Origin of the sequence: Streptomyces eurocidicus, assembly GCF_002891295.1 — a bacterium.
GTDB lineage: Bacteria > Actinomycetota > Actinomycetes > Streptomycetales > Streptomycetaceae > Streptomyces > Streptomyces eurocidicus.
On sequence record NZ_LGUI01000009.1, the window covers coordinates 78,114 to 103,464 of the forward strand.

The following is a 25,351-nucleotide window of genomic DNA, read 5'->3' on the forward strand; positions in this document are numbered from 1 at the left end:
CCCGGCCTCCGTGGGGCTCCCCACCGAACCCATCGGCAGCATCCCCCGGCCTCCCGAGTTGCTCGCCGCCATGGCGGACCACGCGGCCGGCCGGATCGGCGAGGACGAACTCGCGGCCGCCCAGGACAGCGCCGTCCGCGACACCGTCCGCCGCCTGGAGGAGATCGGCTCGCCGGTCGTCACCGACGGCGAGCAGTCCAAACCCAGCTTCGCCACCTACCCGCTCACCGGGCTGGCCCACCTGGCACCCGACGGCGCCGTCATCCCCTTCGCCGACGGCCACCAGCGGCGGCTGCCCCGCCTCACCTCGGGTCCGCTGCGCTACGCCGTGCACGCCGACCGCTATCTGCGGGCCGCCCAGCGGCACGCGACCGTCCCCGTCAAGCAGGCGGTCATCGCCCCCTCGGCGCTCAGCCTGCTCTACCCGCCGGACGGCATCGACGACTACCCCCTCGGCGCCTTCCTCGACGATCTCACCGCCGAGGCCGAGGCCGACATCCGCGGCTGTCTGGACGCGGGCGCGCACATCGTCCAGCTGGACTTCACCGAGGCCCGCCTCGCGCTCAAGCTGGACCCGAGCGGCGGCCTGCTGGATCAGTTCGTCGCGCTCAACAACCGCGTACTCGAACGCTTCTCCGCCACCGAACAGGCCCGTATCGGCGTGCACACCTGTCCCGGTGGCGACCAGGACTCCACCCACAGCCTCGACGTGGAGTACCCCGCCCTGCTGCCCGCGCTGCTGCGGCTCAAGGCCGGAGCCTTCTACGTCCAGCTGGCGAGCGAGCCGGAGCCGGACAAGGCGCTCGGTGTCCTCGCCGACCACCTGCCCGACCGCGCCCGCGTGTTCATCGGCGTCACCGACCCGATCGACCCTCGCGTCGAGACCCCCGAGGAGGTCCGCGACCGGGTCCTCGCCGCCGCCCGCCACCTGCCCGTAGACCGCCTGGGCACCTGCGACGACTGCGGATTCTCGCCCTTCGCCGACGACACCTCCACCTCCCGCGACACCGCCTTCGCCAAGATCCGCTCCAGGATCGAGGGCACCGCCCTGGCCGCCCGCGAACTGACCGGCTGACCCGCCCCCACCCCGCCGGTCACGGCCGGCGGGGCCGCGGCCGTCCGCGCCCGGACGCGCCGGACGGGCTTCCGTCAGAAGCCCCGGGCCTCTCCCCGGCGTGCGCGGCATGCCCCTGGCCGCAACCATGGGTAGGCATACAGGTCCGAGGAAGGGGTACGGAGTGGACATCGGGCCGATGCCGTTCCGCTGCGGGTCGCCGCTGGCGGAGCCGGAGGAATTCGCCGCGCTGCGTGCCCGCCCCGGGCCGCTGACGCTACGGACCGCCGCCGGGGACCGGGGCTGGCTGGTGGCGGGCTACGACGACGTCCGCAAGCTCGCCGCCGACGCGCGTATCGGCAGGGCGCATCCCAGGCCGCGGCAGGCCCGGCGGTTGTGGGACGCGGCCATGTTCGTACCGCAGTCGAACTTCGGCACCGAGCTCGGTGACCACCGGTGCTGGCGGCGGGTCCTGACGCCGCGCTTCACCGGCCCCGGCCCGGGCGCGCGGCGGGAGCCGGCGGTCGCCCTGCTCGACGGGCTCCTCGACACGATGCTGGCCGCCGGGCCGCCCGCGGACCTTCGCCGGATGGTCGCCGAGCCGTTCGCCACCCGGCTGGTCCTCGACTTCATCGGCATCCCGGGCGAGGAGCACGCCCGCATGCGGGCCTGGTCGGACGCCATCCGCGCGCCCGGCGACCGGGCGGCGGCCGAAGCCGCCCGCGCCGCCCTCCTCGGCAGGCTGGGAGAGCTGATCGACCGCCGACGGGCGGACCCCGCAGACGACGCGCTGACCGATCTCGCGGGAGCGCTCGCGGGGCACGGCCCGCTGACACGGGAGCAGGCCGTCGAGGCGGCGGGGCACCTGTTCTTCGGCGGGCACGAGACGGTCGCGGCCCGGATCGCCTACGGGCTGCTGTTCCTGCTGGCCCACCCCGGCCAGTACCGGGCGCTCCACGACGATCCGTCGCTGGCGGCAGGCGCCGTCGAGGAGATCCTGCGCCTCGCCGTCCCCGGCGGGAGCTGGATTCCCCGGTACGCGCGCGAGGACATTCCCTTCCGCGGCACCCTGATCGGGGCCGGGGACCTGGTGGTGTTCGCTCTCCAGGCGGCCAACCGCGACCCGGGCCGGTTCACCGGCCCCGGCCGGTTCGACATCACCCGGGCACCCAATCCCCACCTCGCCTTCGGTCACGGGAAGTTCTACTGCCTGGGGGCGGACCTGGCCCGGTTCGCCCTGCGGACCGTCTGCGAGCGGCTGCCCCAGCGCCTTCCCGGCCTGGGACTGCACAAGCCGTGGGCGGTGCTGCCGGCGGACGAGGAGCGGGTCACCGGCGGCCTGCGGAGCCTGCCGGTCAGCTGGTGACCGAGCCCCTCCCCGGATCCCGCCGCCCACGGACGGTTCCCGGTCACGGCACACCCGTAGGACCCGCCTCGCGGGCCGAGAGCTTCCCACCCCGTCGAACCCGCGGCGTCCTCAGGCGTGCGCCACATCCGTGCACACGTCCCCGGGACTGCGTCGCCGGCGCCGGGCATCAGCGGCGGCACGCCGGATGAGGGGCGGTCTCCGGGCCGCCGCTGAGCGCCCGCCCCCGCCGCGTGGGTACGTATCCGGCAGCGACCCCCGCTCCGCCGTGTACGGAGGTGCCATGCCCACGCTCCCCAGACCCTCCCGCCGCGCCCGCCGCCGGCTCGCCGCCGACGCCGCCCTCCTCGCCGTCGCCGCCTCCTTCGCGCTGCCGCTGCTCTGGCTGCTGCTGGCGTCGGTGGACGCCGAGGCGGGGCTGCGGGTGAAGGCACCCGACGGGCCGACGGCCGAGAACTTCTCGGCGGTGCTGACGGACGAGATCACCTTCACCCCGATGCTCAACAGCCTCCTGCTGTGCGGCTCCGCCACCGCCCTCACCGTCGGCTGTGCCGCCCTCGCCGCCTACCCCCTGTCCCGCTACCGTTCCCGGTTCAACCGCCCTTACCTCCTGACGATCCTCTTCTCGACCTGTCTGCCGATCACCGCCGTCATGGTCCCGGTCTACGGCCTGTTCGTACGGATCGACCTCATCGACACGGTGTACGGGACGGCGCTCTTCATGGCCACCGCCCAACTCCCCTTCGCCATCTGGCTCATGAAGAACTTCATGGACGGCGTGCCGAAGACCTTGGAGGAGGCCGCCTGGACCGACGGCGCGGGGTGGCTCCAGACGCTCACCCGCGTGGTGCTGCCCCTGATGGGGCCCGGCGTCGCCGTCGTCGCGATCTACTGCTTCGTGCTGATGTGGGGCAACTTCTTCGTGCCCTTCCTGCTGCTGCTCTCCCCCGAGCAGCTGCCCGCCGCCGTCACGGTCTTCACCTTCTTCGGCGACTACGGACAGGTCGCCTACGGGCAGTTGGCCGCCTTCTCGATCCTGTACTCCACGCCCGTGGTCCTGCTCTACGCGCTGATCTCGCGGAGGCTCGGCGGCGGCTTCACGCTGGGCGGGGCGGTCAAGGGCTGACACGCCCGGCGCGCCTAGGTACTTCCGGGCACTCCCGGGCACTCCCGGGCACTCCCGGGCACTCCCGGGCACAAGGAAACCCCGCCGTCTGTCCGCGGACGGCGGGGCGCCCCTCCGTTGGACCGGCCCTGGATGTCCCCCGTGTATCCAGGGCCGTGACCGCACGGCCGGGGCTGTCCCGAAAGCGTTGTGGGGAGAACCCCTGCCTTGACTGCGGCCAAGCAGAACGGTACTAACGGGGCCATCTGTCGGCTACTCGCCAAACGCGGCTCCTGGCCGGAGAACGCGGGCACCCGAGGAAAGCCTCATGACTGAACCCGGCGTGGGGCCCAACGCCCCAGGCAACATGCGCACGCTCGTCCTCAGCAACGACCTCGACGAGACGCGGGAGATCATCAGTACCGCTTACAGCCCCTACCGGCTCAGCGTGCTCGGCGACCCCAAGGAGTTCTCCGCCTGGTACGCGGAGGGCGGCTTCCCGGGCGTGACGGTGTCCGGGCTGCAGTACGGGGCCGAGACCCTGGTCGCGCCGCAGCCCCTGGACTCGTACCTGCTGGTGTGCCAGCTGGTGCGCGGGCGGGTGAAGGTCATGTCACCCGGGCGGGAGGAACGCGTCGTGGGGCCCGGCGAGACGTACGTCCTCGATCCGTACCGCAGCTTCCAGGTGCACTGGGCGCCCGGCGCCCGGATGACCACGGTCCGGCTGTCGCGCGAGACGATCGAGCAGGCGGCGGCCGACCTGCTCGGCGTCGAGGGCCCGTTACGGGCCCGGTTCAGCCTCAGCGGCGCGACCTCGCCCAGCGCCGCGCGCAGCTGGGCGGGCATCTCCGCCGCCGTGCACCGCGAGGTGCTCGGCGAGGGAGTCGCCCGGAGCAGCCCGCTCGTGGCCTCGCAGCTGACCCGGACGACGGCCGCGATGCTGATGGAGACCCACCGGCTGATCACGGACGGGGTGGACGCGCAGCGGCCCGGCGCCGTCGCGCACCCTGCCGTGCGCCGGGCGATGGCCGCGGCCGAGGAACGGGCCGACCAGCCGCTGACCCTGGCCGACCTGGCCGCGGCGGGCCGCGTCAGCCCGCGCGCCCTCCAGGAGGCGTTCCGCCGCCACCTGGGGACGACGCCGCTCGGCTATCTCCGCGAGGTACGGCTGGGCCGGGTGCATCAGGAGTTGCTGGCCTCGCGGGGGCGGGCGGATGTGACGGTGGCGCAGGTGGCGTATCGGTGGGGGTTCGGGAATCTGGGGCGGTTCGCGGGGGAGTATCGGCGGGTTTATGGGCATGCGCCGTCGCGGACGCTGCGCGGCTGACGGCGGGGGCGCGAGGGCGGGGGTGTGCCTGCGGCGGGCCTTTTCCCCTACCCGCCCCTTCCCGTAACCGGGGGCTTCGCCCCCGGGCCCCCCTTTTCCGCGCTCCGCGCGGTGTCCTCAAACGCCGGACGGGCTGATTTTCAGCCCGTCCGGCGTTTGAGGACATTCGGGAAGGGGCGGGTAGGGGAAAGCCCCCGGCAGGGCACCCCGCACCGCACTGCACCAGCACACCCGCCCCCATGCCCCCAGAGAACGACCCCATCCCCCTCAAGTACTACCCGCACACCCCCCTCTCGGTCTTACGGCCGTCCCCCCTTTCAGGCCGTACGGCTGAGGCCCCACCACCCCCCGCCCGGGAGAATTGGACGAGTTGATTCCGGCCATTGAGCCCGCCCCCAGGGCCCGCCGGACGCACCCTTCGCACCACCCGTCCCACTCATCCCACCCTCCGGAGGAGCCCCGTGTCCCACGCGGCCGCATTCCCCCTCGCCCAGGCCCCCACGGGCGCCGTCGCCGCCCGCGCCACCGAGCTGAGCAAGGTCTACGGGCAGGGCGAGACCCGGGTCACCGCCCTGGACTCGGTCTCCGTCGAGTTCCGCCGGGGGGAGTTCACGGCGATCATGGGACCGTCCGGTTCCGGCAAGTCGACGCTGATGCACTGCCTGGCCGGGCTGGACTCCGTCTCCTCCGGGTCCGCCCGGATCGGTGACGTCGAGCTGGCCTCGCTCGGCGACCGGCAGCTGACCAGGCTCCGCCGGGACCGGATCGGTTTTGTCTTCCAGGCGTTCAACCTGCTCCCGACGCTGACCGCGCTGGAGAACATCACGCTGCCGATGGACATCGCGGGCCGGAAGCCCGACCAGCAGTGGCTGGACATGGTCGTCGGCACCGTCGGCCTCTCCGGGCGGCTCACGCACCGCCCGAGCCAGCTCTCCGGCGGTCAGCAGCAGCGCGTCGCCGTGGCCCGCGCGCTCGCCGCCCGGCCCGAGATCATCTTCGCGGACGAGCCGACCGGCAACCTCGACTCCCGCTCCGGCGCCGAGCTCCTGGGCTTCCTGCACGAGTCCGTGCGGGCCCTCCAGCAGACGATCGTCATGGTCACCCACGACCCGGTCGCCGCCTCCTACGCCGACCGCGTGATCTTCCTCGCCGACGGGCGCGTCGTCGACGAGATGCGCGAGCCCACCGCCGACGCGGTGCTGGACCGGATGAAGCGCTTCGACGCCAAGGGCCGTACGAGCTGAGGCGCCCGCGCGCGGCCCGCGCGCACAGCCCCGCGCACGGCCCTCGTGCGCACGGCCCCGCACCCGGCCCGCGCCGCCGTCCCACCACCGCCCGGCTCGCCCCCACGAACCCTGGACAAGACCACACCCATGTTCCGTACCGCCCTGCGCAACCTCCTCGCGCACAAGACACGGCTGATGATGACCGCGCTCGCGGTCCTCCTCGGCACGGCCTTCGTCTCCGGCACCCTCGTCTTCAGCGACTCCGTCAACAGCGCCTTCCGCAACAAGATGGCCAAGAGCCTCGACGACGTCGCCGTCTCCGTGACCGCCGGCCGGCCCACGACCGCCCTCAAGGAGAAGGACGCCCTCGACTCCCGCGTGGTCGAGACCGTACGCGCCCTGCCCGGCGTGGCCTCCGTACGCCCGTCCGTCAGCGGCACCGTCATGGTCGCCGACAAGCAGAACAACCCCGCGGGCAGCGAATGGGGCAGCTCCGGCGCCAACTTCGTGCCCGGCGCGAACGGCAAGGACAGCCGCTACCCGATCGTCAAGGGCCGCGGCCCGGCCGGCGAGGGCGAGATCGTCCTCGATGCCAGGACCGCCGCGAAGACCGGCGCCGAGGTGGGCGGCACCGTCCGGCTGGCGATCGACGGTCCCGTCATGACCAAGAAGCTCGTGGGTATCGCGGAGACCGACGACCCGAAGGTGAGCGCGGGCGGCAGCCTCGCCCTGTTCGACACCGCGACGGCGCAGAAACTCCTCGGCGTGCGGGGCCAGTTCAATGAGCTCGTCGTCTCCGCGACCCCGGGCACCGACCAGCGGAAGCTGACCGCCGCCGTCCGCGACGCACTGCCGAAGAACGCCTTCCGGACCCAGAGCGGAAAGGAACTGGCCGCCGAGGAGTCCAAGGCGATCGACAAGGAGACCAGTTCGATCCGCAACACCTTCCTGGCGTTCGCCGGCATCGCCCTGTTCGTCGGCGTCTTCATCATCGCCAACACCTTCACCATGCTCATCGCCCAGCGCAGCCGTGAGATCGCCCTGCTCCGCGCGGTGGGCGCGTCCCGCCGCCAGGTGGTCCGCTCGGTGCTGATCGAGGCCGGGCTGCTGGGCCTGGTCGCCTCCGCCGTCGGCTTCGTCCTGGGCCTCGGCGTCGCCACCGGCCTGCGCGCGGTGCTGAACTCGGCCGGGGCGGACCTGCCCGACGGGCCGCTGGTCGTCGAGCCGATGTCCGCGCTCACCGCGCTCGGCGTCGGGGTCGTGGTGACGGTCCTGGCCGCCTGGCTGCCCTCCCGCAAGGCCGCGAAGATCGCTCCCGTGGAGGCGCTGGCCGCCGCGGAGCAGCCGCCGGCCCCCCGCGGCCTGCTGCTGCGCAACTCACTCGGGGCCGTGCTGACCGCCGCCGGTGTCGCGATCATGCTGTACGTCACCACGCTCAAGGACAGCGGCGGCCTGGAGATCGCCATGGCCGGCGCCGCGCTGACCATGGCCGGTGTCATCGTCCTGGCCCCGCTGCTCTCCCGCCCGTTCGTCCACCTCTTCGCGAGGGCGACGGGCCGGCTGACCGGCGTCAGCGGCAAGCTCGCCAAGGAGAACGCGCTGCGTAACCCGCGCCGCACCGCCGCCACCGCCTCCGCGCTGATGATCGGCCTCTCCCTGATCACCGGTCTGACCGTGGTCGCCGTCTCCGCCGACCGGGGCGTCGCGAAGATGGGCCAGCAGGACCTGACGGCCGACTACAAGGTGACGTCCGCGAACTTCGGCGGTCTCTCCACGGACATCGCCAGGACCCTCGCCAAGGAGCCCGGCGTCACCGCCGCGGTCCCGCTGCGCTCGGTCGGCTTCCAGTCGTCCGACGAGCCCGCGCTCGCCTACGCCGCGGACATCGCCTCGCTCGGCAAGGTGGCGGACATCCGGTTCGTCAGCGGCTCCCCCGCCGACGTGCGGAAGGGCACCGTCGCGGTCTCCGACCAGTACGCCAAGGAGCGCGGCCTGAAGGTCGGATCCACTCTGCCGATGGACTTCTACGACGGTGAGAAGGCCGCCCCGAAGGTCGCCGCGGTCTACGCCAAGAACGACGTCGTCTCCGCCGTCCTCACCACCCCCTCCCTCGTGGACCCGCACCTGGAGAAGGTGCGGGACGACGAGGTGCTGGTGAAGGCGGCCCCCGGCAAGGCCGGCGAGCTCCGCGCCAAGATCAAGGAGACCCTCGGCGGCAACCCCCTCATCAAGGTGCAGAGCCAGGACGACCTGCGCCGCTCGGAGGCCGGGAGCATCGAGGACGTCCTCTTCCTGATGTACGGGCTGCTGGGCATGGCCGTCGTGATCGCCGTCGTCGGCGTCGTCAACACCCTCGCCATGTCGGTCTTCGAGCGGACCCGGGAGATCGGGATGCTGCGCGCGATCGGCCTGGCCCGCACGGGCGTCAAGCAGATGGTGCGGCTGGAGTCGGTGATGATCGCGATGTTCGGCGCGGTGCTGGGCGTCGGGGTCGGCATCTTCCTCGCCTGGTCCGGCGGCCACCTGGTCCGCTCGTCCTTCCCGCAGTACGAGATGGTCGTGCCGTGGGCGCGGATCGCGGTGTTCCTGCTCATCGCGCTCGCCGTGGGCGTACTGGCCGCGGTCTGGCCGGCCCGCCGGGCGGCGAAGCTCAACATGCTGGAGTCGATCGGGGCGCAGTAGGCCCCGAGGACGCGTCGGTGACGGCGGTGGGCCGGGACCCCTTCCCCAGGGGCCCGGCCCACCGCCGTTCCCGTGCGCCCGGCCGGCACCCACCCCGGGGTAAGCACCCACTTTTTTGTGCGTACTTGGCGCGGTGCGCGGCGCCCGGCAGTCTGATGAGGGCGCGCCACCCCCTCGGACAGTTCAGGATCACCGCACTTCAGGAGCGAGCAGATGAGCAGCAACTCCCCCGTCACCGTCCTGGGACTCGGCGCCATGGGCTCGGCCCTGGCCACCGCCTTCCTGACCGGCGGGCACCCGACGACCGTGTGGAACCGTACGCCCGGCAAGGCCGACCCGCTCCTCGCCCTCGGCGCGACCCGCGCCGACGGGGTCGCGGCGGCCGTGACGGCGAGCGACCTGGTGGTCGTCTGCCTCCTGGACCACGCCTCCGTCCACGAGACGCTGGGCCCGGTCGCGGCGGAGCTCTCCGGCCGCACCCTCGTCAACCTCACCAACGGCACCCCTGCGCAGGCCCGCGAGACGGCCGGCTGGGCGGCCGGGCACGGCATCGCCTACGTCGACGGCGGGATCATGGCCGTACCGCCGGGCATCGGCACCGACCAGGCGTTCGTCCTCTACAGCGGCGCGGAGGACGCCTTCGCCGCCCACCGCCCGGCGCTGGAGCTGCTCGGCGCGGCGCACTTCGCCGGCGCGGACGCGGGGCTGGCCGCGCTCTACGACATCGCGCTGCTGAGCGGGATGTACGGGATGTTCGCGGGCGTCTTCCACGCGCTGGCCCTGGTCGGTACGGAGAAGGTGCCGGCGGCGGAGTTCGCGCCGATGCTGACGGGCTGGATCGGCGCGATGGCGGCCGGGATCCCGCACATGGCCGCGCAGGCCGAGTCGGGCGACTACACGGACGGCGTCGTCTCCAACGCGGCGATGCAGGCGGCGGCCTTCGGCAACCTCCTGCGGACGGCGGAGGACCAGGGGGTCAGCGGGGAGCTGATCGCACCGCTGCGGCCGCTGCTGGACCGGCTGGTCGCGGAGGGCGGCGGGGCGGGTGATGTGACGGGCGTCGTGGAGCTTCTGAAGCGACCCGCGTGACGGCGGGGCTCGCGCCTCGCGCAGTGTCCTCAAGCGCCGGACGGGCTGATTTCAGCCTGTCCGGCGTTTGAGGACCGGGGTCCGGGGCGGAGCCCCGGGTCGGGAAGGGGCGGGTAGGGGAAAGACCCGCCGTCAGGCGTCCGCCGCCGCCCCCGGCATACGTCCGGGGGGTGAGGCCGCCCCCTCCTGCGGCCTCACCCCCCGGAACCCTTCGACCGGTCCCCCGGTCAGTACCCCACGGTGAAGCGCGCGCGACGGTGCGCGGGCGTCTCCACCTCGTCCAGCAGTGCGACGGCGTAGTCCTCGCCGGAGATGCGGGACGCGCCCTCGGCGTCGGCCAGCAGGTCCTCGCCGCCGAGCCGGAACGTCCCCGTGCGCTCGCCCGGCAGGAACAGCGCCGACGGGCTCAGGAAGGTCCAGTCCACGCCCTCCGGCAGCGCGCGCAGCGCGTCCAGCAGCTCGACGTGCGCGGACGCCTCGGGCTTCCACTCGTCGCGGAAGCCGGGCTGGTCGATGACGCGCTCGCCGTTCGGGAGGCGCAGGCTGCCGGCGCCGCCGACGAAGACCAGGCGGGCGCCGCCCGCCGCGGCGACCAGCTCGGGCAGCAGCGGCAGCACGGTCCGGGCCGGGAGCGCGCTGACGACGACGTCCGCGCCGTCGAGCAGCCCGGAGACCGCCGTGGCGACATCGGCGGACACCCGCCGCAGGCCGTCCCGGGCCGGGGCCTGCTCGTCGTGGCTGCGGGCGACGGCGGTCACGGCGTGGCCGCGGGTGAGCGCCTCGGCCACGACGCGGCTGCCCGCCATGCCGGTGGCGCCGAGGACCGTGAGCTTGACGGAGGTGGTCATGCGGGGGTTCTCCAAGTCGTACGGGTCGGGAGTGGTCACGGCCGGCGACCGGCCGGGCGGGCTCGTCAGAGCTGGATGTCGAAGGTGACCTTCGCCTGCTCCACGGTCTCCTGGAGCACGCGCACCTGGCCGCGGGCGTTCTTGTACTTGCCGGTGCCGCCGGTGATGGCGAACTGCTCGTCGAAGACCGGGCCGCGGGCGTTCAGCTTCGCGGTGCCCGAGGTGGTGATCTTGTTGCCGTCGCCCAGGTCGTAGACGAAGGTCAGCAGCTCGGCCGTGCGCGGCTTGGCGTCGGTGGAGATGCCCTGGAAGCTGCTGGTCCCGAGGGTGCGGCCGTCGGTGCCGACGAGGTCGCCGGTGCCGATCAGCTGGTCGCCGAGGGCGGAGTCGGCCGGGGCGACGTCGACCATGTTGATCGAGGTGCCGCGCTCGACGGCCTCGATCGTGACCGTGCGCGAACCGGTCCGCTCCGGGCTCGCGGCGCCCGCGGCGGTCGGGCTCATGGCGAGGGCGGCACCGACGACCCCGGCGGCGGCGACGGTGAGACCCAGGGCGGGAAGCGCGCGCTTACGCATGATCGGACTCCAAACCTATTGCGGAAGAAATATCTGCTTCGGCAGACAATATGTCTGCCGAAGCAGATACTGCAAGAGAAGGTTCTGCCGACGGGTGACTTTCTGCGACCCTGGTGGAGTGAAGGAGCGCATGCTGAATGACGACGACGTGACGCTGTACGGCCTCTTCGTGGAGGCTTTCAGCCGGCTGAAACCGCTGGTCCACGAGGATCTCGGGGTACCGGACACCTGGTTCGAGGTGCTGCTGCGACTGGGCCGCACCCCCGGCCACGCCCTGCGGATGAGCGACCTGGCGACCGCGGTCGCCTTCAGCTCGGGCGGCTTCACCCGGCTCGCGGACCGCATGGAGGAGGCCGAGCTGATCCGCCGCGAACCGGACCCGGACGACCGGCGGGCCGCGCTGGCGGTGCTGACACCGGCGGGCGAGAAGGCGCTGGACCGGGCGCTCACCCGGCACCTCGCGCACCTGCGCACACACGTGAGCGGCCCGCTGTCGGCGGAGGACCGGCGGGCGCTCGAACGCATCCTGCGGACGCTCCGCGACGGCGGCTCATAGGCGGCTCATAGGCGGCTGGCCCACCGACGGCATGCGGCGACCGGGCCCCGGAAACGGCGGTGCGCCGCACCACGACCGTGGTACGGCGCACCGCGAAGCCCCCCCCGGGACCCCGCCCCGACTACGCGTCGGTGTCGTACTTGTAGAACTTCTTGTGGTCGATGAGGTCCGCCGGGACGACCCGCTTGCCCTGCTCGATCCACGGCTTCATGGGCTGGTCCAGCGCCACGATGTCCTTCACGGGCGTCACCGGCAGGTAGGGCGGCACCTTCGGGTGGCGCTTCTGCCACTCCGCCCACAGCTTGTCGATGAAGCAGTGCAGCAGCCAGAAGACGGGGTCGTTGGGCGACATCCCCGTGTTCATATGCCCGCCGATCCAGCGGTGGACGGCGTTGTGCGGGCCGGTGTTGCCGTTGGCCCAGCCCTCGACGAGGTTGCGGAAGCCGCCCTTGGAGGTGGAGTTCCAGGGCGCCTCGTCGTAGTACGGGGCGGCCAGCGCGGCCTCGACCGTGGCGGCCGTGGGCAGCTGCGGCGTGCCCTTGTTCTTGCCGATCTCGCGCATCAGGAAGGGGCGCTCGTCGGCCTTGAAGTAGATCGGCCAGCGGCCGCCGCTGTAGGCGAACGGACCGTCCATGACCTGGGCGTCGCGCTCCCGGCCGTTGCCGCCGAGGAAGTCGGCGGCGAAGATCGGGTCGGACTGCGAGCGGTTGACCGTGAATTCCCAGTACGGCAGCGTGACCGCCGGGTTGACGGACTGGAGGTCCCGCTCGAAGTCGAGCAGGAACTGGCGGTGCCAGGGGAGGAACGACGGCGAGACGTGGCCCGTGCGCTCCCGGTCGTCCAGGTCGCTCATCACGAAGCGGTCGTGGATCTCCACGTACTTGTCGTAACCGCCGCGGCGCTTGAGCTCCAGCAGGGCCTCGACGAAGTCGCGCCGCTCGGCCTTGCTCAGCTTTGCCTGGTTCTTGCGAACTGCCATAAAAATTCAGACCTTTATCGTGTCACGAACGAGGGGACGGGCTCAGACGAGGTTGACGCCACGCAGCGCGCGGACGGCGGCGCGCGTCACCTCGTACGGCGAGTCGAAGACCTCATAGTGGTTCATGACGCTGATCCAGCCGTTGCCGCGCGGCATGATGTGCAGCGGGCGCCCGTCGACGAAGACGGCGATGCCGAAGTCGTGGTGGCCCCCGCCGGCCGTGAGCCGGCCCTCGATGCGACGGCCCTCGTAGACCTCGTCGAACGGCTGGTGGCCGCCGCCGGTGTGGTGGTCGTGCTCGTGCCCGGTGGCGGGCGTGCCGGCGTCCGCGGCCATGGCCTGCGCGGCCGGTGCGGCCAGTGCGATTCCTGCGGCCACCGCGGCCGTACGGCCCAGCATGCGGCGGCGGGTGAGGTCGGACACCCGGTTCCCCCTTGTGTTCACGCTCTGAGGACCCCCCTCAGAAGAAACGTTTCTTCCGGTCGGGCGGAGAGGGTTCGCGAAAAGCGCGCGGTAGGTGCCGGCCCATGGGCCGTGACCGCCGATCCCCCCGATCCCCCGATCGGCGCGTACGGCGGACCCGGTGGGCGCGCCGTAGATGATCAAGAACGTAACAGAAGTTCAGGAAGAGCCGGACATGTGCCGAGATAAACGCAATATGAGTGCGTATTAAACAAAAAGACCCTGTATAAATGACCTGCGGTAAGTCCGCGATCGGAGCGGAGATCTTCCGGTGCGACAGCGCTTATGCCGCAGCATTTACCGCCATATCCACGAAACGTGGCATGGCTCACGAAACGGCGAGGCCCCCGCCGACCTGGTCGGCGGGGGCCTCGGAAGACCTGCGGGAGGACGCCGGGCGGGCGTCCGGAGCGGCTAGAAGACCGACTCGGCCTCGTCCATCCGATTCTCGGGGACGCGCTTGAGCTCGGTGACGGCGTCCGCGAGCGGCACCATCTTGATGTCGGTGCCCTTCAGCGCCGTCATCTTGCCGAAGTCGCCCCGGTGGGCGGCCTCGACGGCGTGCCAGCCGAAGCGGGTGGCGAGCACGCGGTCGTACGCGGTGGGGGTGCCACCGCGCTGGACGTGGCCGAGGATGACCGGGCGGGCCTCCTTGCCCAGCCGGCGCTCCAGCTCGCCGGCGAGCTTGGTGCCGATGCCGGCGAAGCGCTCGTGCCCGAACTGGTCTATGGCGCCCTTGGCGTAGTCCATGGACCCCTCGGCCGGGTGGGCGCCCTCGGCGACGCAGATGACGGCGAACTTCTTGCCGCGGGCGAAGCGCTCCTCCACCATCTTGACCAGGTCGGCCGGGTCGAAGGCGCGCTCGGGCAGGCAGATGCCGTGGGCGCCGCCGGCCATGCCGGACTCCAGCGCGATCCAGCCGGCGTGGCGGCCCATGACCTCGACGACCATCACGCGCTGGTGGGACTCGGCGGTGGTCTTGAGGCGGTCGATGGCCTCGGTGGCGACGCCGACGGCCGTGTCGAAGCCGAAGGTGCGGTCGGTGGAGGAGATGTCGTTGTCGATGGTCTTCGGAACGCCGACCACCGGCAGACCCGCGTCGGAGAGCATCTTGGACGCGGTGAGCGTGCCCTCGCCGCCGATCGGGATCAGCACGTCGATGCCCAGGTCGCGGGCGAGCTCCTTGGAGCTCTCGCACGCCTCGCGGAGCCGGGCGCGCTCCAGGCGCGAGGAGCCGAGGATGGTGCCGCCGCGGGCCAGGATGCCGCTGACGGCCTCCAGGTCCAGCTTGCGGTGCCGGCCGTCGAGCAGGCCCTTGAAGCCGTCCTCGAAGCCGATGACCTCATCACCGTGGCCGACGACCGCACGGTGCACGACCGAGCGGATGACAGCGTTCAGGCCGGGGCAGTCGCCGCCTGCGGTGAGAACTCCGATGCGCATCTGGCTGTGTCTCCTGCTCGCTACTGGTACATGTGAGCCGAACCGATTGTTTCACGGGCCGGGGGGTAGTGGCGCAACCCCCGGTAATCCTGCCTCAGGACGAAGGCGGCGCGGTCCGGGGCCGGGGGCGGCCAGACCACCCGGACCGGCCCCTGGATCAGCTCCCGGACCAGCCGCAGCCAAGGTGCGCCAAGGCGCGGCCGAGCCGCATCCGGCCTCTGACCAGCGGCGGAAGGCCCGGGGAGCCTCATCGGGGGCACTGACGCGCGCCTTAACCAGCGGCGCAGGTATTGTCAAGAGGGCAAGCCCACCATAACGGGTAATTTTTAAACCGCATGAACACGGCGATGGAGCAAGGAGAGCACGCGTGACGCGCAGCGTGTACGTGACCGGGACCGACCGGGGTGACGGCCGCCAGGTCATCGAGCTGGGAGTCATGGAGCTCCTCACCCGTCATGTGGACCGGGTGGGCGTCTTCCGCCCGCTGGTCCACGGCGACGGCCCGGACCGGCTTTTCGACCTGCTGCGGTCCCGCTACCGGCTGGGCCAGGCGCCGGAGACCGTCTACGGCCTGAGCTACGGCGAGGCGTCCGCCCTCCAGGCCGAGCGCGGCACGGACGAGCTGGTCTCGGCGCTCGTCGAGCGCTTCCTGGCGGTGGCCCGCGAGTACGAGTACGTGCTGGTGCTGGGCACCGACTACGCCGACACCAGCGTCCCGGACGAGCTCGCGCTCAACGCCCGGCTGGCGAACGAGTTCGGCGCCTCGGTGATCACCGTGGTCGGCGGCCAGGACCAGGAGGCCGAGGCCGTCCGCGCCGAGGCCCGCAACGCCTACCGCGCCTACGAGGCGCTGGGCTGCGACGTCGTCGCGCTGGTCGTCAACCGGGTGGCGCCGGCCGACCGCGAGGCCGTGGCCGGACTGGCCGCGAGCCTGCCCGTGCCCTGCTACGCGCTGCCCGAGGACTCCTCGCTCTCCGCGCCGACCGTGGGCCAGATCGTCCGGACCCTGGGCGCCGAGGTGCTGCTCGGCGACGACGCCGGGCTCGCCCGCGACGTGAAGGACTTCGTCTTCGGCGGCGCGATGCTCCCGGTCTTCCTGCCGGCCCTGACCGACGGCTGCCTGGTCGTGACCCCCGGCGACCGCACCGACCTGATCATCGGCGCGCTGGCCGCGCACAGCGCGGGTGCCCCGCCGATAGCCGGTGTGCTGCTCACCCTGGACGAGCGCCCGACGGCCGACATCCTGGCGCTGGCGGGCCGGCTCGCCCCCGGCACCCCGGTGATCTCCGTGCCGGGCAAGTCCTTCCCGACCGCCACCGAGCTCTTCGCGGTCGAGGGCAAGCTCAACGCCGCCTCGCCGCGCAAGGCGGAGACGGCCCTCGGCCTCTTCGAGCGGCACGTGGACACCACCGAGCTGACGAACCGCATCTCCGTGGCCCGCTCCGGCCGCGTCACCCCGATGATGTTCGAGCACGAGCTGATCGAGCGCTCCCGCTCCGCCCGCCGCCGTGTGGTGCTGCCCGAGGGCACCGAGGAGCGCGTGCTGCGCGCCGCCGACGTGCTGCTGCGCCGTGACGTCTGCGACCTCACCCTGCTGGGCGAGGAGGAGGCGATCCGCAAGCGCGCCGGTGAGCTGGGCATCGACCTGGCCGACGCGCAGCTGATCGACCCGCACACCTCGCCGCTGCGCGAGCGCTTCGCCGAGCTCTACGCGAAGGCGCGCGCCCACAAGGGCATGACGGTCGAGCTGGCGCACGACGTCGTCGCCGACGTCTCGTACTTCGGCACGCTGATGGTCCAGGAGGGCCTGGCCGACGGCATGGTCTCCGGCGCGGTGCACTCCACCGCGGCGACCATCCGCCCGGCCTTCGAGGTCATCAAGACCGCGCCGGGCGCGCAGATCGTCTCCTCGGTGTTCTTCATGTGCCTGGCCGATCGGGTGCTGGTCTACGGCGACTGCGCCGTCAACCCGGACCCCAACGCCGAGCAGCTCGCGGACATCGCCATCCAGTCCGCCGCGACCGCCGCGCAGTTCGGGGTGGAGCCGAGGATCGCGATGCTGTCGTACTCCACCGGCACCTCCGGTTCCGGCGCGGACGTCGACAAGGTCCGCCGGGCCACCGAGCTCGTCCGGGAGCGCCGCCCGGACCTCAAGGTCGAGGGCCCGATCCAGTACGACGCGGCCGTCGACGCGGCCGTCGCGGCCACCAAGCTGCCGGGCTCCGAGGTCGCCGGAAAGGCCACGGTGCTGGTCTTCCCCGACCTCAACACCGGGAACAACACCTACAAGGCCGTGCAGCGCTCGGCCGGCGCCGTAGCGGTCGGCCCGGTCCTGCAGGGCCTGCGCAAGCCGGTGAACGACCTGTCGCGCGGTGCCCTGGTCCAGGACATCGTGAACACCGTGGCCATCACGGCCATCCAGGCGCAGGGTGAGCAGCGCGCCTGACACCCGTACGGTCGTACGGGGGCTGTCCGGCCCCCGTACGGCCCCCGGGGCCGGTAGCCCTTACGGACCGGCACAGCCCCCACACATCACGTCCCCCACAACCGACCCGGAAAGCCCTTCATGACTGCCAACCCCACCCGCGTCCTCGTCCTCAACTCCGGCTCCTCGTCCGTCAAGTACCAGCTGCTCGACATGGCCGACGGCGCCCGGCTGGCCGTCGGCCTGGTGGAGCGCATCGGTGAGGAGACCTCCCGCCTCGCGCACACCCCGCTCGCCACGGGCGGCGCCAAGCGCGAGACGGAGGCGCCGATCGCCGACCACGAGGCCGCGCTGAAGGCCGTCGCCCGGGAGCTGGCCGCGGACGGGCTGGGCCTGGACTCGCCGGAGCTCGCCGCGATCGGGCACCGGGTCGTGCACGGCGGCCAGAAGTTCACCGCGCCGACCGTGATCACGGACGAGGTCGTCGCGGAGATCGAGCGGCTGATCCCGGTGGCGCCGCTGCACAACCCCGCCAACATCACGGGCATCCGCACCGCCCAGGCGCTCCGTCCCGACCTCCCCCAGGTCGCGGTCTTCGACACCGCCTTCCACACCACGATGCCGGAGTCGGCCGCCCGCTACGCGATCGACGTGGAGACCGCGGACGCCCACCGCATCCGCCGCTACGGCTTCCATGGCACCTCGCACGCCTATGTCTCGCGCGAGACGGCCAAGCTGCTGGGCAAGGACCCCTCCGAGGTCAACGTGATCGTCCTGCACCTGGGCAACGGCGCCTCGGCCTCGGCCGTGCGCGGCGGCCGCTGCGTGGACACCTCCATGGGCCTCACCCCGCTGGAGGGCCTGGTCATGGGCACCCGCTCGGGTGACATCGACCCGGCGGTCATCTTCCACCTGGCCCGCAACGGCGGGATGTCCATCGACGAGATCGACTCGCTCCTGAACAAGAAGAGCGGTCTGATCGGTCTGTGCGGCGACAACGACATGCGCGAGATCCGCCGGCGCATCGACGAGGGCGACGAGCGCGCGGCGCTGGCCTTCGACGTCTACGTGCACCGGCTGAAGAAGTACATCGGCGCGTACTACGCGGTCCTCGGCAAGGTCGACGCCGTGGCCTTCACCGCCGGTGTGGGCGAGAACGCCGCCCCGGTGCGCGAGGCCGCCGTCGCGGGCCTGGAGGAGCTGGGCCTGGCCGTGGACGCCGGTCTCAACGCCGTGCGGGCCGACGAGCCGCGGCTGATCTCGCCCGAGTACGCCCGGGTCGCCGTCGCCGTGGTGCCCACCGACGAGGAGCTGGAGATCGCCACCCAGGCGTACGCCCTGGTCAGCGCTTGATCACCGGCCGACTCTCGGTCTTTCCCACAGCTCGAATATTCCGCTCCGAAACAAACCGATAGGATCTGCCCCATGCGCCGTTCCAAAATCGTCTGCACCCTGGGCCCCGCCGTCGACTCCTTCGAGCAGCTGAAGACGCTGATCGAGGCCGGTATGAACGTGGCCCGCTTCAACATGAGCCACGGGACCCACTCGGAGCACGAGGAGCGGTACCACCGCCTCCGTAAGGCTGTCGAGGAGACCGGCCGCGCGGTCGGCGTCCTCGCCGACCTCCAGGGCCCGAAGATCCGTCTGGAGACCTTCGCGGACGGCCCCGTGGAGCTGGTGCGCGGTGACGAGTTCACCATCACCACCGAGGACGTCCCCGGTGACAGGACGATCTGCGGCACCACCTACAAGGGCCTGCCGGGCGATGTCTCCAAGGGCGACCAGATCCTGATCAACGACGGCAACGTCGAGCTCCGGGTCACCGAGGTCGAGGGCTCGCGGGTGCGCACCATCGTCATCGAGGGCGGTGTCATCTCCGACCACAAGGGCATCAACCTGCCCGGCGCGGCGGTGAACGTCCCGGCGCTGTCCGAGAAGGACATCGAGGACCTGAAGTTCGCCCTGGCGATGGGCTGCGACATGGTCGCGCTGTCCTTCGTCCGCGACGCCAAGGACGTCCTGGACGTCCACCGCGTCATGGACGAGGTCGGCCGCCGGGTGCCGGTCATCGCCAAGGTCGAGAAGCCGCAGGCCGTCGCCAACATGGAGGGCGTCGTCGCGGCGTTCGACGGTGTGATGGTGGCCCGTGGCGACCTCGCGGTGGAGTATCCGCTGGAGAAGGTCCCGATGGTGCAGAAGCGCCTCGTGGAGATGTGCCGCCGCAACGCCAAGCCGGTGATCGTCGCGACCCAGATGATGGAGTCGATGATCACCAACTCCCGGCCGACCCGCGCCGAGGCGTCCGACGTCGCGAACGCGATCCTGGACGGCGCGGACGCGGTCATGCTGTCGGCCGAGTCCAGCGTCGGCGCCTACCCGATCGAGACCGTCAAGACGATGTCCCGCATCGTCGAGGCGGCCGAGGAGGAGCTCCTCTCCAAGGGCCTCCAGCCGCTCGTCCCGGGCAAGAAGCCGCGCACGCAGGGCGGCTCGGTCGCCCGCGCCGCCTGCGAGATCGCCGACTTCCTAGGCGCGAAGTCGCTGGTCGCCTTCACCAAGTCCGGTGACACCGCCCGCCGGCTGTCCCGCTACCGCACGGCCCAGCCGATCCTGGCCTTCACCACGGACGCCTCGACCCGCAACCAGCTCGCGCTGAGCTGGGGCGTCGAGACCTTCGTCGTGCCGCACGTGGACAACACGGACGCCATGGTCGACCTGGTCGACGCCGAGCTGCTGAAGCTCAAGCGCTACAGCGAGGGCGACACCATGATCATCACGGCGGGTTCCCCGCCCGGTGTCCCCGGCACCACCAACATGGTGCGGGTGCACCACCTGGGCGAGGGCCGCTAGGCACCGCGCTCCGGTACGCAGGACGGCCGTGGCCGCCATCCCCTCCCGGGGGTGGCGGCCACGGCCGTCTCACCGCGCTGCCGCTCCGCATCACTGCGGATACGTTCCCGGTGTGACGTACAGGTGCAGATTGGGGATGTGCAGCGTCCCGCCGAACTGACCGCCCTGACGGAGCTTCACCCCGGTGAAGAAGATCGGGACGGGCAGCTTCAGGCCGGGGATCATGGGCGGCGGGCTGGTGGCGCTGTAGTCCGCCGGCAGCAGTCCGAGGAGCTCGCCCTTGAGCGACTCGGTGTACATGGTCACCTGGCCGCCCCGGATCGTGGACGTCGTGCCGCGCCCTGCCACGTGGTACTGCTTGTCCCGGATGTTGACGATCTGGTGCAGGTCCCCGATGGACACCGAGTCCGCGGTGAACTTCAGGACGGACTTCTCCTTCCCGTCCACCGTCGTGATCTTCTTGATCCCCTCGTAGGTCAGTCCGCCGAGGGTGAGCTTGTCGGACTCCAGGAACCAGGGGTTGATCGGGAAGGAGTGCTTCTCCTTCTCGTCCACGACCTGGGGCGCCGGGCAGGGCGGCGGGCCGTCGCCCTGCGCCGAGGCGGAGGGGGAAGGCGAGCCGGAGGGCGACGCGGAGGCCGATCCGGACGGGGCCGCCGACGGGGAACGCGCGGCGGAGGGGCCGCCGGAGCCCGAGGGCCGGGCCGCGGGGTGACCGCCCTTGGCGCGCTCCTCGCCGCTTTCCTTGCCGCTTTCCTTGCCGTCGCTCCTGCCGCCTCCGGTGGCCGAGGGCCTCGGGGCGGAGGGCGCGGGCGAGGCGCCCGGCGACGAGGGCTTCGCGCCGGGCCCGGCGCCCCCGGTCAGAACGTCCTTGAGCGCGTCGCCGAGCCCCAGGGGGTCGAGGGGGTCGACCGACTTGGAGGCCGAGGGCGACGGGGAGGGCGGCGCCGACGGAGAGGACGGAGCCGACGGAGAGGACGGAGCCGACGGTACGGCGGGCGGCGGCGCGGGCAGCCGACCGGCCTTGCCGGTACCGTCACCGGCCTTGCCGCCCGCACCACCGCCACTGCTCGTACCGGCCTTGTCGCCCGCACCGGTACCGGTACCGGTACCGGGCTTAGCCGGTTCCCCGGTTTTCCCGTCCTTGGCGTCCTTGTCGCCCTTGCCGTCCTTGGTGCCCTTGTCGTCCTTGGTGTCCTTGCCGTCCTTGGTGTCCTTCTCCGCCGCGTCCTCGTCGGAAGTCCGGTCGGCGGCCTTGCCCTCGCGCCCGTCCTTGCCTTCCCCGCCGTCCGGCTCCGGGGACCGGTCCGGCACCGTCGCGCAGGCTCCCTCGAAGGGGTTCGCCGGCGTCGGTTCGGCCAGGGCCAGCTGAGGCGTGAGGCCCATGCCCATCAGCACCGCGGACGGCATCGCCGCGAGGGCGACCGCCTTGCCCGCCGGCATGTGGAGCCTGGCCAGCAGGTGCTTCCGGGGCGCGGCGTGCCGCGGGCCCGTTCTCACCCGCCCGCTCTCGCGCTCCTCGTCAGTCGGCACGGTGCCTCCCGTTCGTCTCCTTCGTCAGGGACAGCCGGGGCCGGTCGCCCTGGGGGGCCTCGGCGCCGCTCGCGTCCGCCCCGGCCGCGGCGACCGGCTTCCCCGGCATCCAGGAGACGCCGAGCGCGCCGCCGACGAGGGCGAGCAGGAACCCGATCAGGAACGCCCCGAAGTTGGACACCACCAGGGACACCAGCGCGAGCAGGATCGCCGCGACACCGGCGAAGATCCGCGACTGCTGCTGGAACCAGAGGGTCAGGCCGAGGACGATCAGCAGCACGCCGATGATCAGCGAGCCGGCCCCGGCGGTGGTGGCCAGCCGGATGTGCAGATCGCCCAAGGTGACCGTCTGGTACGGGATGTACATGATCGGGATGCCGGCCAGCAGGGTCCACAGCCCGCCCCAGAACGGGCGCCGTCCCCGCCAGGCCCGGAACGAACGGCGTGCGCGGCCGAATGAACTGGTCTGCTGGGGTCGCGTGTCGACGCTCATGTCGTACAGCTCCTCGGAACTGGCGATTTCGGTGGTACGCGGTGCGATGGCGGAACGTACGGGCGCGGGAACGGCCAAGCCGGCTTGGCGAAGTCCGGTGCGGTTCGGCAGCGCCCCGAAGGGGCGCGGGGAACTGCGCGGCCGGCCACGACGCACCTGCGGATGCCTCGCCGGAGTTCCGGCGGAGCGCTTAGCACGCACCCGCGCCCGCGCCCTCACTCCAGCTCCGAGTCCTTGAAGCACTCGTTCTTGCCGAAGCTGACGCCCATCTTCAGACCCTTGAGGTTGAAGGTGCCGGCGGAGGTGGCCCAGGCCCGCTGCTTGGCGTCCCTGAACGTGACCTTCTCCGCCTGCTGGGCGAACGAGCCGGGCACGATCGTGTCGCCGGGCGCCGGGCCGGGGCCCTTGCCCTTGCCCGCGCCCTTGGTGGTGTCGTTGACCGACACACCGATGTCGACCTGCTCGAACTCCGCGTCGGCCTTGAGGACGTCCGCGTCGATGTAGAGCTTCGACGCCTCGACCTTGTCCTTGCCCTGGCCGGCCCGGAGCACCATCGAGACGTCCTTGCCCGTCCCGGGGATCGGAATGACCACGGACTGGCAGAGATTGCTGATCGTGGCCTTGTTCAGCCCGACCACCGCGACCGGGTGCGGACCCTCCGAGTTCTTGTCGAGGGCTCCGTACTGGACGAAGTCGTAACCGACCATCTCGCCCGCCTGGACCTTGAACTGCTGGCCCGACACGCTGAACGACGCCGCCAGCGCGCCCTGCGCGACGGCCACCCCGATCGCGGCCGTCGCCGCGACGCTGGGCACCATGACGACGGCGAACCGCCGCCATCTGGTCCCACCACGAGTCTGGGACTCCATGACTTGCCTCCTTCTCGGACGTACACCTCCGGTACGGGAGCCGCGGGAGCGGACCCGTAGCCGGGGATGGGAGACGGCTTACGTCCTCGGGAGGAAGAGCGCCGCCACGCCCGGTGGCACGGAACGCACCGACCGCACCGGCGATCACCCCCGAGCGACAACCACAGGCCGCGCGGGTGCGCAACCAAGGGGACAGGCAACGCCGTTCAGGCGGAGACCCCCCTGTCCCCGGGCCGGCCGAAGGGGGCCGACCCGCCCGGTGGGGACCCACACCTCTGACACCGGCCGGCTGCCGGGACGGGGGAATGGACCGAGCTTGGCCGATCGTGGTCCATTCGCGGCCGGGGCACAAGAGGTTCATTACTAGCGAGTAACGAGCCGATAACCAAGGGGTGATAGGTACGCATCGGCGGATGGAGGGGGATCGCCGCAACGTGTTCGGAGGGAAGTGGAGATAAAAGAAAAACCCGGGCGAATGCCCGGGTCCTTCTTACGCACGGTAACAGCGGCCGCGATTACCAAGTTTTGGTAAAGCGCGGTGCTGGTGCCGTTCAGGGTGCCGCCTGGGGCACCAGTGAGCGGGGGTGACCCCCCGGCCCGTCAGAACAGCGCGCGGGACAGCGCGGTACGCGCCGCGGTCACCCGCGGATCGTCGCCCCCGATCACCTCGAACAGCTCCAGGAGCCGCACGCGCGCGGCGTCGCGGTCCTCGCCCGCGGTCCGCCTGACGGCATCGAGCAGCCGGCCGAAGGCGTCCTCGACATGCCCGCCGACCAGGTCCAGGTCGGCCGCGGCGATCTGCGCCGGGACGTCCGCGGGGCCCTCCGCGGCGGCCTTGCGGACCTGCTGCGGGTCCATGTCCTGGACCCGCTGGAGCAGTTCGGCCTGGGCCAGGCCCAGCTTCGCCTCGGCGTTGCCCGGGTCGTCGGAGAGCACGTTCCGGTAGGCCCGGACGGCGCCGCCCAGGTCACCGGCGTCCAGCGCGTCGTGGGCGAGGCCCAGCGCGGCGTCGTGCGGGCTCATCGGGGCGGCCTGCGGAGCGGGCGCCTCCACGTCGGCCGCGCCGGCGTCGACGGGCGCGCCCACGATGCCGAAGCGCTGCTCGGCGACCGCGACGAGCTGATCCAGTACCTCGCGGATCTGCGCCTCCGGCGCGGCACCCTGGAACAGCGGCAGGGCCTGCCCGGCCACCACGGCGAAGACCGCCGGGATGGACTGCACGCCGAACTGCTGGAAGAGCATCTGATTGGCTTCGACGTCGACCTTCGCGAGGACGAAGCGGCCGGCGTACTCCGCCGCGAGCCGCTCCAGCAGCGGGCCGAGCTGCTTGCACGGCTCGCACCAGTCGGCCCAGAAGTCGATGACGACGGGCACCTCGGCGGAGCGCTGGAGGACCTCGGCCTCGAAGCCGGCCTCGTCGACGTCGAAGACGAGGCGCTGCGCGCCGGCGGGCGGTGTGCCGCCCTGGCGGGCCGCTTCGGCCCGCGCCTGCTCCGCCTTCTGCCTGGCTTCCCCGGCCGCCTTCACCGCGGCGAGGTCGACCACTCCACTCATGGACATGTTCCGTGGCTGCATGGCCCTATCCTCCCCCCTCCGCGCGGCGATCGGAAAAGCGCGCCTCGAAGGGCGCTCGTGGTACGTCCCGTAGCAAGCGGGTCGACACCGGGTCCCCACCCGGCATCCGTGGTTGTCGCTCTTACGCTACGCCTCGTAGCGTAACTGCAACTCCCGTACCTCCGGGAGCTCTCCGGCGAGGTTTTCCGTGATCTGGCTCATAGGCCCGGAGCTACCCGGCGGTAAGGTCGCGGCATGACTTACGCCCCTCCCCCCGGTCCCCCGGGGCGCCCCGGGCAGCGCGGCCAGGGGCGTACGGGCCGGCCCCGCAGCGCCGAGGCCGACCGCGCGATCCTCGGCGCGACCCGCGAGGCCCTGGTCGAGCTGGGCTGGGGCAAGCTGACGCTCAGCGATGTGGCGGCCCGCGCGGGGGTCGCGAAGACCACGCTCTACCGGCGCTGGGCGGGCAAGAGCGAACTGGTCGTGGACGCGGTCGCGGCGCTCTTCGACGAACACCTCGACCTGCCCGACCTGGGCAGCCTCCAGGCCGACATCCAGGGAGTCGTCCTCCGGTTCGCGGCGCTGCTGGAGCGCCCGGAGACGAAGACGGCGCTGATGGCCGTGGTCGCCGAGTCCACCCGCGACGACGCGCTGCGCGCGCGGATCCGCTCCGCGATCGTGGACCGGCAGAAGCAGCTGGTGCTGATCGGCCGCGAGCGGGCGCAGGAGCGCGGTGAACTCCCGTACGAGGAGAGCCCCGCGGCCGCGGCCCGGCACGCGGACCTGATCTTCGATGTGATCGCCGGGGCGGTCGTCCACCGTGCCCTGGTGAGCGCCGAGCCGGTCGACGAGGCGTGGACCCGCTCCTTCGCGGACCTGCTGGTCGGCGGGCTGGCGGGGCGCCCGGTCTGACCCGGG

The 25,351-nt window shown here is 72.1% G+C and carries 21 protein-coding genes; 12 read left to right on the forward strand and 9 right to left on the reverse strand.

Translation table 11 applies throughout. The features are described from left to right. The first annotated feature begins 10 nt into the window (after positions 1–10). The 7 genes from AF335_RS24340 (at position 11) to AF335_RS24375 (ending at position 9,849) form a co-directional block, all read left to right on the forward strand. Entirely contained in the window at positions 11–1,075 is a 1,065-nt protein-coding gene (locus tag AF335_RS24340; protein ID WP_102920890.1) for a cobalamin-independent methionine synthase II family protein, read from the forward strand. A gap of 163 nt (positions 1,076–1,238) precedes the next feature. Then, complete coding sequence (locus tag AF335_RS24345; protein ID WP_102920574.1) at positions 1,239–2,420, forward strand: cytochrome P450; 1,182 nt, start codon at positions 1,239–1,241, stop codon at positions 2,418–2,420. A 283-nt stretch (positions 2,421–2,703) separates the two neighbouring features. Further along, on the forward strand, positions 2,704–3,546 hold the full coding sequence (locus tag AF335_RS24350; RefSeq protein WP_102920575.1) for a carbohydrate ABC transporter permease: 843 nt from the start codon (positions 2,704–2,706) through the stop codon (positions 3,544–3,546). 307 nt (positions 3,547–3,853) lie between these two features. Next, positions 3,854–4,852 carry an AraC family transcriptional regulator gene (locus AF335_RS24355; RefSeq protein ID WP_228773114.1) on the forward strand — a complete coding sequence of 333 codons (999 nt, stop codon included), beginning with the start codon at positions 3,854–3,856 and terminating at the stop codon, positions 4,850–4,852. Between the two features lie 461 nt (positions 4,853–5,313). Continuing rightward, positions 5,314–6,096, forward strand: a complete 783-nt coding sequence (locus AF335_RS24365; RefSeq protein ID WP_102920576.1) for an ABC transporter ATP-binding protein — start codon at positions 5,314–5,316, stop codon at positions 6,094–6,096. A gap of 129 nt (positions 6,097–6,225) precedes the next feature. Continuing rightward, on the forward strand, positions 6,226–8,760 hold the full coding sequence (locus AF335_RS24370; RefSeq protein ID WP_102920577.1) for an ABC transporter permease: 2,535 nt from the start codon (positions 6,226–6,228) through the stop codon (positions 8,758–8,760). A 213-nt stretch (positions 8,761–8,973) separates the two neighbouring features. After that, the gene (locus AF335_RS24375) at positions 8,974–9,849 is read left to right on the forward strand and encodes an NAD(P)-dependent oxidoreductase (RefSeq protein ID WP_102920578.1); all 876 of its coding nucleotides are present in this window, start codon (positions 8,974–8,976) and stop codon (positions 9,847–9,849) included. 227 nt (positions 9,850–10,076) lie between these two features. Here the strand turns inward: AF335_RS24375 and AF335_RS24380 are convergent, their stop codons facing one another. Both AF335_RS24380 and AF335_RS24385 read right to left on the reverse strand, forming a co-directional pair. Next, positions 10,077–10,697, reverse strand: coding sequence for an NAD(P)-dependent oxidoreductase (locus AF335_RS24380; protein ID WP_102920892.1), 621 nt, complete (start codon positions 10,695–10,697; stop codon positions 10,077–10,079). 65 nt (positions 10,698–10,762) lie between these two features. Continuing rightward, the gene (locus AF335_RS24385) at positions 10,763–11,272 is read right to left on the reverse strand and encodes an allene oxide cyclase barrel-like domain-containing protein (protein WP_102920579.1); all 510 of its coding nucleotides are present in this window, start codon (positions 11,270–11,272) and stop codon (positions 10,763–10,765) included. Between the two features lie 130 nt (positions 11,273–11,402). Here AF335_RS24385 and AF335_RS24390 point away from each other — a divergent pair, with 130 nt between their 5' ends. Further along, positions 11,403–11,828 (forward strand): MarR family winged helix-turn-helix transcriptional regulator, encoded by a 426-nt coding sequence (locus AF335_RS24390; RefSeq protein ID WP_221504780.1) that lies wholly within the window; start codon positions 11,403–11,405, stop codon positions 11,826–11,828. Positions 11,829–11,949: 121 nt separating this feature from the next. On the opposite strand, the gene AF335_RS24395 is transcribed toward AF335_RS24390, so the two are convergent. From AF335_RS24395 to AF335_RS24405, 3 genes are all read right to left on the reverse strand, one after another. Beyond that, positions 11,950–12,807, reverse strand: coding sequence for a tyrosinase family protein (locus tag AF335_RS24395; protein WP_102920581.1), 858 nt, complete (start codon positions 12,805–12,807; stop codon positions 11,950–11,952). A 42-nt stretch (positions 12,808–12,849) separates the two neighbouring features. Next, positions 12,850–13,230 carry an apotyrosinase chaperone MelC1 gene (gene melC1 / locus AF335_RS24400; protein WP_102920582.1) on the reverse strand — a complete coding sequence of 127 codons (381 nt, stop codon included), beginning with the start codon at positions 13,228–13,230 and terminating at the stop codon, positions 12,850–12,852. A 453-nt stretch (positions 13,231–13,683) separates the two neighbouring features. After that, positions 13,684–14,709 carry an ATP-dependent 6-phosphofructokinase gene (locus tag AF335_RS24405; RefSeq protein ID WP_102920583.1) on the reverse strand — a complete coding sequence of 342 codons (1,026 nt, stop codon included), beginning with the start codon at positions 14,707–14,709 and terminating at the stop codon, positions 13,684–13,686. 367 nt (positions 14,710–15,076) lie between these two features. On the opposite strand from AF335_RS24405, the gene pta reads away from it, so the two are divergent. From pta to pyk, 3 genes are all read left to right on the forward strand, one after another. Further along, positions 15,077–17,155, forward strand: coding sequence for a phosphate acetyltransferase (pta, locus tag AF335_RS24410; protein ID WP_102920584.1), 2,079 nt, complete (start codon positions 15,077–15,079; stop codon positions 17,153–17,155). A gap of 120 nt (positions 17,156–17,275) precedes the next feature. After that, positions 17,276–18,487: an acetate kinase gene (locus AF335_RS24415; protein ID WP_102920585.1), complete on the forward strand. Its 1,212-nt coding sequence runs from the start codon at positions 17,276–17,278 to the stop codon at positions 18,485–18,487. Positions 18,488–18,559: 72 nt separating this feature from the next. Beyond that, positions 18,560–19,984, forward strand: coding sequence for a pyruvate kinase (gene pyk / locus AF335_RS24420; protein WP_102920586.1), 1,425 nt, complete (start codon positions 18,560–18,562; stop codon positions 19,982–19,984). Positions 19,985–20,074: 90 nt separating this feature from the next. On the opposite strand, the gene AF335_RS34830 is transcribed toward pyk, so the two are convergent. The 4 genes from AF335_RS34830 to AF335_RS24445 form a co-directional block, all read right to left on the reverse strand. Next, positions 20,075–21,517, reverse strand: coding sequence for a hypothetical protein (locus tag AF335_RS34830; RefSeq protein ID WP_170127800.1), 1,443 nt, complete (start codon positions 21,515–21,517; stop codon positions 20,075–20,077). Further along, positions 21,507–22,010 carry a DUF6114 domain-containing protein gene (locus tag AF335_RS24430; RefSeq protein WP_221504781.1) on the reverse strand — a complete coding sequence of 168 codons (504 nt, stop codon included), beginning with the start codon at positions 22,008–22,010 and terminating at the stop codon, positions 21,507–21,509. Before AF335_RS24430 ends, AF335_RS34830 begins: the two co-directional genes overlap by 11 nt. Positions 22,011–22,225: 215 nt before the next feature. Further along, positions 22,226–22,879 carry a DUF6230 family protein gene (locus AF335_RS24435; protein ID WP_102920587.1) on the reverse strand — a complete coding sequence of 218 codons (654 nt, stop codon included), beginning with the start codon at positions 22,877–22,879 and terminating at the stop codon, positions 22,226–22,228. Positions 22,880–23,479: 600 nt separating this feature from the next. Then, the gene (locus tag AF335_RS24445; RefSeq protein ID WP_102920588.1) at positions 23,480–24,454 is read right to left on the reverse strand and encodes a tetratricopeptide repeat protein; all 975 of its coding nucleotides are present in this window, start codon (positions 24,452–24,454) and stop codon (positions 23,480–23,482) included. Positions 24,455–24,688: 234 nt separating this feature from the next. Here AF335_RS24445 and AF335_RS24450 point away from each other — a divergent pair, with 234 nt between their 5' ends. Further along, positions 24,689–25,345, forward strand: a complete 657-nt coding sequence (locus tag AF335_RS24450; RefSeq protein ID WP_102920589.1) for a TetR/AcrR family transcriptional regulator — start codon at positions 24,689–24,691, stop codon at positions 25,343–25,345. Positions 25,346–25,351 lie beyond the last annotated feature (6 nt).